Annotated in this window: 9 protein-coding genes; all 9 read right to left on the bottom strand. The window is 47.5% G+C overall.

Going from position 1 to position 5,837, the window contains the following annotated elements:
• Positions 1-100: 100 nt before the first annotated feature.
• Positions 101-757, bottom strand: a complete 657-nt coding sequence (locus ABF463_RS13600) for a hypothetical protein (RefSeq protein WP_415534431.1) — start codon at positions 755-757, stop codon at positions 101-103.
• Positions 754-1,536, bottom strand: coding sequence for a MobQ family relaxase (mobQ, locus tag ABF463_RS13605; RefSeq protein WP_415534433.1), 783 nt, complete (start codon positions 1,534-1,536; stop codon positions 754-756). The genes ABF463_RS13600 and mobQ overlap by 4 nt, the downstream gene beginning before the upstream one ends.
• A gap of 194 nt (positions 1,537-1,730) precedes the next feature.
• Entirely contained in the window at positions 1,731-1,976 is a 246-nt protein-coding gene (locus ABF463_RS13610) for a DUF3847 domain-containing protein (RefSeq protein WP_415534435.1), read from the bottom strand.
• 5 nt (positions 1,977-1,981) lie between these two features.
• Positions 1,982-2,326 carry an RNA polymerase sigma factor gene (locus ABF463_RS13615; RefSeq protein ID WP_415534437.1) on the bottom strand — a complete coding sequence of 115 codons (345 nt, stop codon included), beginning with the start codon at positions 2,324-2,326 and terminating at the stop codon, positions 1,982-1,984.
• 196 nt (positions 2,327-2,522) lie between these two features.
• Positions 2,523-2,927 carry an RNA polymerase sigma factor gene (locus ABF463_RS13620; protein WP_415534439.1) on the bottom strand — a complete coding sequence of 135 codons (405 nt, stop codon included), beginning with the start codon at positions 2,925-2,927 and terminating at the stop codon, positions 2,523-2,525.
• 318 nt (positions 2,928-3,245) lie between these two features.
• On the bottom strand, positions 3,246-3,824 hold the full coding sequence (locus ABF463_RS13625; RefSeq protein ID WP_415534441.1) for a hypothetical protein: 579 nt from the start codon (positions 3,822-3,824) through the stop codon (positions 3,246-3,248).
• An 89-nt stretch (positions 3,825-3,913) separates the two neighbouring features.
• Positions 3,914-4,396, bottom strand: a complete 483-nt coding sequence (locus ABF463_RS13630; RefSeq protein ID WP_415534443.1) for a hypothetical protein — start codon at positions 4,394-4,396, stop codon at positions 3,914-3,916.
• Positions 4,377-5,267, bottom strand: coding sequence for an ABC transporter ATP-binding protein (locus ABF463_RS13635; protein ID WP_415534445.1), 891 nt, complete (start codon positions 5,265-5,267; stop codon positions 4,377-4,379). Before ABF463_RS13635 ends, ABF463_RS13630 begins: the two co-directional genes overlap by 20 nt.
• The coding region (locus ABF463_RS13640) for a hypothetical protein (protein WP_415534447.1) at positions 5,258-5,837 on the bottom strand (580 nt) is incomplete at its 5' end. The genes ABF463_RS13640 and ABF463_RS13635, both read right to left, overlap by 10 nt.

A 5,837-nucleotide genomic window follows, 5' to 3' on the forward strand; every position in this document is an offset into this window, starting at 1 on the left:
ACTTTCTTTAAAGCAATAAATAAAATAGCCCTGCCAATGGAGGGCCATTTGTCGGTCGAATTGGCCAAGGGGGGTGACGATCTGTCACCCCCCCTCCGCGTTATCGGTCGTATTCCTGCCTTTGATCTCTGGATTTTTCCATCCGGGCCAGCCTATCGGCGGTCTGCCGGATTTTCTCCACGGCATGAATCTCCGGGCGCATGGCTTTCATCCGTTGGCAAAGGGCATTGTTATGGGCGGTAAGGCGCTCTATTTCAGCCTGCCATACCTTGGGCGTGATCTTTTCGCTACGGTCTTTCAGACCGTTCAGATACCGCACGGCAGCCTCATACAGGGCGAATTCGGTGTAACGCTCGTACTGATATGCCGCCTGCGCTCGCGGCTTCAAAGCGGAAAGGCGCTGGCGGAACGGCTTATTGTCGGTATACTGCTTCCACATGGAGAGATGCGTTTTCAAGCCGCTAATCTGGCGGTCGGTGGCCGCGATCTGACTGCGTAGGCTGTAATACTCCGTCTGCATGGCGGTAACTTTGGCATAGAGCTCCTGTATGGAAGAAACGCCGTTTTCCTGCAAAAAGTTGAACAGGGCGGCGCTCTCTTTGAGAGCCTTAACCTTGCCATACCGGGTAGCTGACCGGATTGCCGCCTGTGTCTGCTGAAGCTGTTCCCAAACGCTTTGCTTCGCCTCCGGCTGGGCGGTGGCCTGCTGCTTTGCCCAGTTGTAGAGCCGGGTAATCCAGGCTTTGATCTCCTTCAAAAGACGGTCTGTGCGGCAATTCCACGGTTGACGGCGCCTTTTTCGGTGGCAAGGCCCCTGTGCTCCATCTGTGAGGCCGCGACGCCCATATGAACGGTGGGCACCTGCTGAATACCCTGCCGTGCGTAGCTGCGGTGATCGACGCGCTGGGGCAGGTTACGAGCGTCCAGCATGGCGTTGGCGTACCGGGCCCACTGTGCGCGCCACTCCTCGGCCTTGCCCGGATCGTTCCAGTCGGTGGTGTTGACCCTGTGGCTCTTGAACTCGCCGCTGGGGAGCGGAATGCGCTGGCCCCGTCCGTCGAGGTCGTATTCCTTCCGGCATTTCGCCCCCCATTCGCCGTTTTCCAGAATCGGGCGCAGGGTGAGCATGATATGCGCGTGCGGGTTTCCGTCTCCTTTATCATGAATGAAGTAGTCCGCACACATCCCGGCGGAAACGAAAATATCCTGCACATATTTGCTCACAAGCCGAATTTGAGAGCGCCGGTCAATCTCTGCGGGAAGCGCAATTTCAATTTCACGGGCAAGCTGGGCATTGCGACTTTTTTCAGATTTCTCCACGCTGTTCCAGAGGGTAGAACGGTCAGAGAACTGCGGCGGGGCATGGGCTGGAAGCACAATCTCGGAATAAACCACGCCGCCCTTCTTTGTATAATCGTGTGTGATGCCGTCCCACTCGTTTGTGAGCTTTTGGCCGCTGCGGTAAGCGGCGGCAGCAACGGCGCTCTGGCCTTGACTGCGTTTAATGATTCTAATATTGCAATGATAGATGGCCATAAGCAAAACCCTTTCACTGGCAGGCACAACAAAACCCCACGCTGCATTGGATTCTCCACAGAGAATTCGATGCGGCATGAGGTTACACAAGAGGTTTGGAGGGCGTAGCCCTCCATCGCGCCCGAAGGGCGCAACGGCCTCGCAGAGCGCACGGCACCCGAAGGGTGTATAAGTGCGCACTCCGTGACTGCCGGTTATCCTGCGCCCCCGTTAGAACGCAATCGCAATAAAGTCTGTAAAAATGCTTTGACCTGTTCGCCCGACATGGGCACGATTTCGGGAAACACGCTTTCCAAAACGGCTCCGTGCTCAATGAGGCGGTGCGTTCGCGCTTTGCGCTCCGCATTGACCTTTCGGTTGAGTAGAATCTTCTGCCGGTTTTCAAGCTGGCGGATTTTCTCCCGCACAGCTTCCGGATTCAGAGATGACGGCATATCCATTTCAATCACTCCATCCATTTTTTCTTTTCAAAATAGCGCCGGAGATTTTTTAGGCCCGCCTGAATGGTGGAACAAACGCCGGTTTCGTTTACGCCCTCGGCGCGGGCAATCTCGATTTTCTTCATGCCAAGTATGTAATGCGCGTACACGCGCCGTGCCTGAATCGGCGGTAGATGGCCGAAAGCTTCATAAAGCTGTTCTATTGAAACTTTTTGCATGAGGATTTCTTCGGGAGAAGGCCCCAAATCAAGAATGCTGTTTTCGATGCCTTCGCCGTAATCCAGAGAGTAATAGGCTTTGTGATACCAAACTCGATGACGGTAATTATCTTCCTGCCGGTGGGTCTGCAAAAAGCGTCGACCACTTCTTCGGATACCTCCATAAATTGATCTTCCTTGAGAAACGGGTAATATTTGCGTAGGTTGATGATCGGCATATGGCTGACCTCCAGACAGCAGAGGGACAGGCAGCTTGAAACTGCCTGTCTCTCTTGCTTGTGATAGGGCGCAGAGTCCTTCACCGAGTAGCCTAAAAATGGGATTTCGCTTACCCAGCTTGCAAAGCGTGTTTCAATTTTCGTCTGACCGCTTCAACGCTTTTAAGGATAGCGGACTTGGAGCAGCCGCAGATGTTACCAATCTGGGAACAACTGAGCCCCTCCAAAGCGAAAAGCAGAAAGCGTCTGCGTTGCTTCGCCGTGCAGCCTTCCAGCGCCGTCATAATCTCCCGGAGGGTTTCTCTGCGGCAGAGCCAATCCTCCGGCGTTTCATAATAGCTCCGGCTGCACTCATGAGCAATAATGTATTCGTCAAACTCGCGTCCGTCCCAGTGGCGGCGTTTTTCATGGGCAAGGTTTTCGTCCTTGTGATCTGCGCGATCCATGTAGGAAAAAACCTCGACAGATACGTCAACAGCCACGCTTTGCCCGTTGACTATGATATGTGCTTCCATGGCTTTCCCGTCCTTTCCGAATCGGTTGAACTTTCGGGAAGGGTGACGGGAGGTGAACGACATCGGGGAAGAAAATCACCGGAAGACAGAAAAACGCCCAATGGGAGGGTGTCCCACTGAACGTTAAGGTAAAAGGTGAATTCCGCTGGTCACGCCCGGTCGCTGAAAGGCGGCCGGTTAGTCTTTGTGGTGAAAATATGCATAAGAAAATCCTCCAAACCCACGGATTTGGAGGATTACTTATTCATAATAAGGCATAGAAACCATCCTGCCAAACTCGTGTTTTTTTTGTTTGGTAGAAATCGCTTTGTCTACTTTCTATTTCGCTTCACGCTGCCTGAAAATAATATATGTAAGACAGATAGCAAGAGCGGTAATAATAATATATAGGCCGATCGTCAGATTTAGATATAGCACAGGTTGCCCAAACAAATTGTAGGTTTTGAAGGATTTAAAGAGTTCATCTACGCGCATCAGTTCAGTATAACTAAGATTTGAAAATTCCGCTAAAACAGTTGGCACAGCAGATCCCAATGAATTAATAAAGGCTGTTGATGCGAAAAGCGCTCCACATATAAAAAAGGGCAACAAAACATTTACTGAAACGGAGGAAACGAAAAGAACGAGAAGTCCAAAAAATATGCATGCTAATGTGGAAAGTCCAAATTGAATTAAAAGATAATTCCCATATGTTATCGCATAAGGAGAATCAGCAAAAACTGAATTTAGCTGAATAGGAGCGTTTAATCCGTGTATTCCCAAGGAAGCCGCTTGAATCAAAAAATTGAACAGTAATACAAATAGGGCAACGGCCATGCAATAAACAACCGTTGATAGGATTTTGGATGTGACAACGCTTCGTCTGCCTCTTTTGGAACTGAGTATCAGCAAATCCATATTTGTCGAATACTCCTCTGTGAATATCGGGGAAACCCCAAGCAAAATTAGAATTCCCATAACAACAAACCCTAATCCCATAGGAAATTCTATATCGTTGCCCAAAGGAGGGTAAAGTACAGGCTGGATGTTTTTACACCATTTAGCATTGAAATATTCAAATTTGCTTTCTTTTGGTCATATCCGTCATTGGCCTTTTGTTCATCACTCTTCAGGCCGGAAATTTTATCTGCTCTATTGGAGGTCAAAGTATCGGTTTGAGCTATTTGAGAATAAAAAGCTAATGTCTGCTTATCTTGCATGGTTGCCTGACCAGTGGCTATTTTCAAGCTCAAAGCTTTCCCATCAGTTCTAATCCACTCGCTGGCCTTCTGCCTCAGTTGATCAGTAATGGGACCTTCATTACCGCTGTAGAAATTTTTATAGAAACCGTTCATGTTCCCGTACATTTGTGTCAATTGAGATGAAGTCGCAAATGAAGAAAACAAAACCAAGGCAGTTGCAAAGATAAGTCCAATCCACACCATTTTTCTGGTGAATACCTTGTATAACTCATGCCGAAAAAGTTCCATCCTGAACGGCCTCCTCGCCAAAATGATAAAGATAATAGTCTTCAAGATCAGGCTCCGTTGAAATGGCTCCAGATCCCGGGGCTTCATCAGCAATTATTTTTACTTCAACATCGTTTTTATGCCGTAAAATATTGCCAATTACGTACTGCTGTTTCATCTCAATTAAGCAAGATTCGGTCACCTTCAATTTCCACACTTTGCCTTGCATCTCGTCAATTAATTCTGCTGAAGGCGCTTGTCGTAAAAGCTGCCCCTTTTTCATTACAATGACGTCCTTGGCTATATATTCGACGTCTGATACAATATGTGTCGAAAGAAGGACAATCTTATTTGACGATAACTCGGACAGTAAGTTCCGAAAGCGGATGCGTTCGTTGGGATCAAGTCCCGTTGTTGGTTCGTCCAGAATCAAAATTGCGGGATCGTTTAGCAGGGCTTGGGCAATTCCAAGTCGTTGTTTCATACCACCGGAAAATGTGCGTATTTTCTTAGACCTCATTTCTTCAAGGTTCACAAACTTGAGGAGATGGTCAATTTTGGGTTCGGCCACTCTGCGCGAAATTCCTTTCAATGATGCAAGGTAGAGGAGAAACCGGTGTGCAGTAAAGTTTTTGTATACTCCAAAATTTTGGGGCAGATATCCAATCACATCCCGGTAACTGTCTCCCATTTGATGAATGTCCTGATCATCTAACAAAACGCGACCGGATGTTGGTCTGAGAATATCGACCAACATCCGCATTAATGTCGATTTTCCTGCTCCATTTGGGCCTAAAAGTCCATAAACACCCTCTCCGATAGAAATCGAGAAATTATTCACTGCCCACCTTTCTTTGTACTGTTTCGAGAGGTTCTCGATTTTCAGTTCCATGCAGAATTTCTCCCTTCAAAAATGTAGCGGTTTTTCAGCCTTATAATTTCTTTAGCAAAAATCCCGATACCAACACAAAGCGGAATGATATAGAAGAGTGGATTCAAATAAAGTAAATTCCTAAACAGCCCCTCGTTTGTCACAAACACGTAAGAGGCTCCTGACCAGCAGAGTAACGAGAGCATAATAGAATATGTTCCCTTGATTTTTGAGCAGAACCACAAAGTAATGCTGCCTATCAAAGTCATAGGGGTCAACCATAAAAGTGTAATTCTCCATAGCACAATATCTGCTTGACCTTGTAGAAATACAAATGCACATAGAGATGCATTGAGGATCGCTGTATAGATACCAATGACAATTATTCTTGTTATAAGCATTTCCTGTGGAGATATTTTGCATGACAATTCAAGTTCCGTTACTCCTTCTTCGCGCCCCCTAAATACTTCAATCAGGCCGAATGTCAAAGGGATTGGAGCGAAGGCAAAAGATAGCTTATATGGATTCTGCGAGAATTGGACGACAGAAAGATATCCTATTATGAACAATGAGAATGTAATTATCCAATAC

Origin of the sequence: Ethanoligenens sp. (assembly GCF_047718355.1) — a bacterium.
In the GTDB taxonomy this organism is placed as follows: domain Bacteria; phylum Bacillota; class Clostridia; order Oscillospirales; family Ethanoligenentaceae; genus Ethanoligenens.

Bases quoted from the DNA above. Each gene is read 5' to 3' on its own strand.
- mobQ (WP_415534433.1), bottom strand. From the start codon at position 1,536: ATGGCCATCTATCATTGCAATATTAGAATCATTAAACGCAGTCAAGGC.
- ABF463_RS13610 (WP_415534435.1), bottom strand. From the start codon at position 1,976: ATGGATATGCCGTCATCTCTGAATCCGGAAGCTGTGCGGGAGAAAATC.
- ABF463_RS13620 (WP_415534439.1), bottom strand. From the start codon at position 2,927: ATGGAAGCACATATCATAGTCAACGGGCAAAGCGTGGCTGTTGACGTA.
- ABF463_RS13625 (WP_415534441.1), bottom strand. From the start codon at position 3,824: ATGGATTTGCTGATACTCAGTTCCAAAAGAGGCAGACGAAGCGTTGTC.
- ABF463_RS13630 (WP_415534443.1), bottom strand. From the start codon at position 4,396: ATGGAACTTTTTCGGCATGAGTTATACAAGGTATTCACCAGAAAAATG.
- ABF463_RS13635 (WP_415534445.1), bottom strand. From the start codon at position 5,267: ATGGAACTGAAAATCGAGAACCTCTCGAAACAGTACAAAGAAAGGTGG.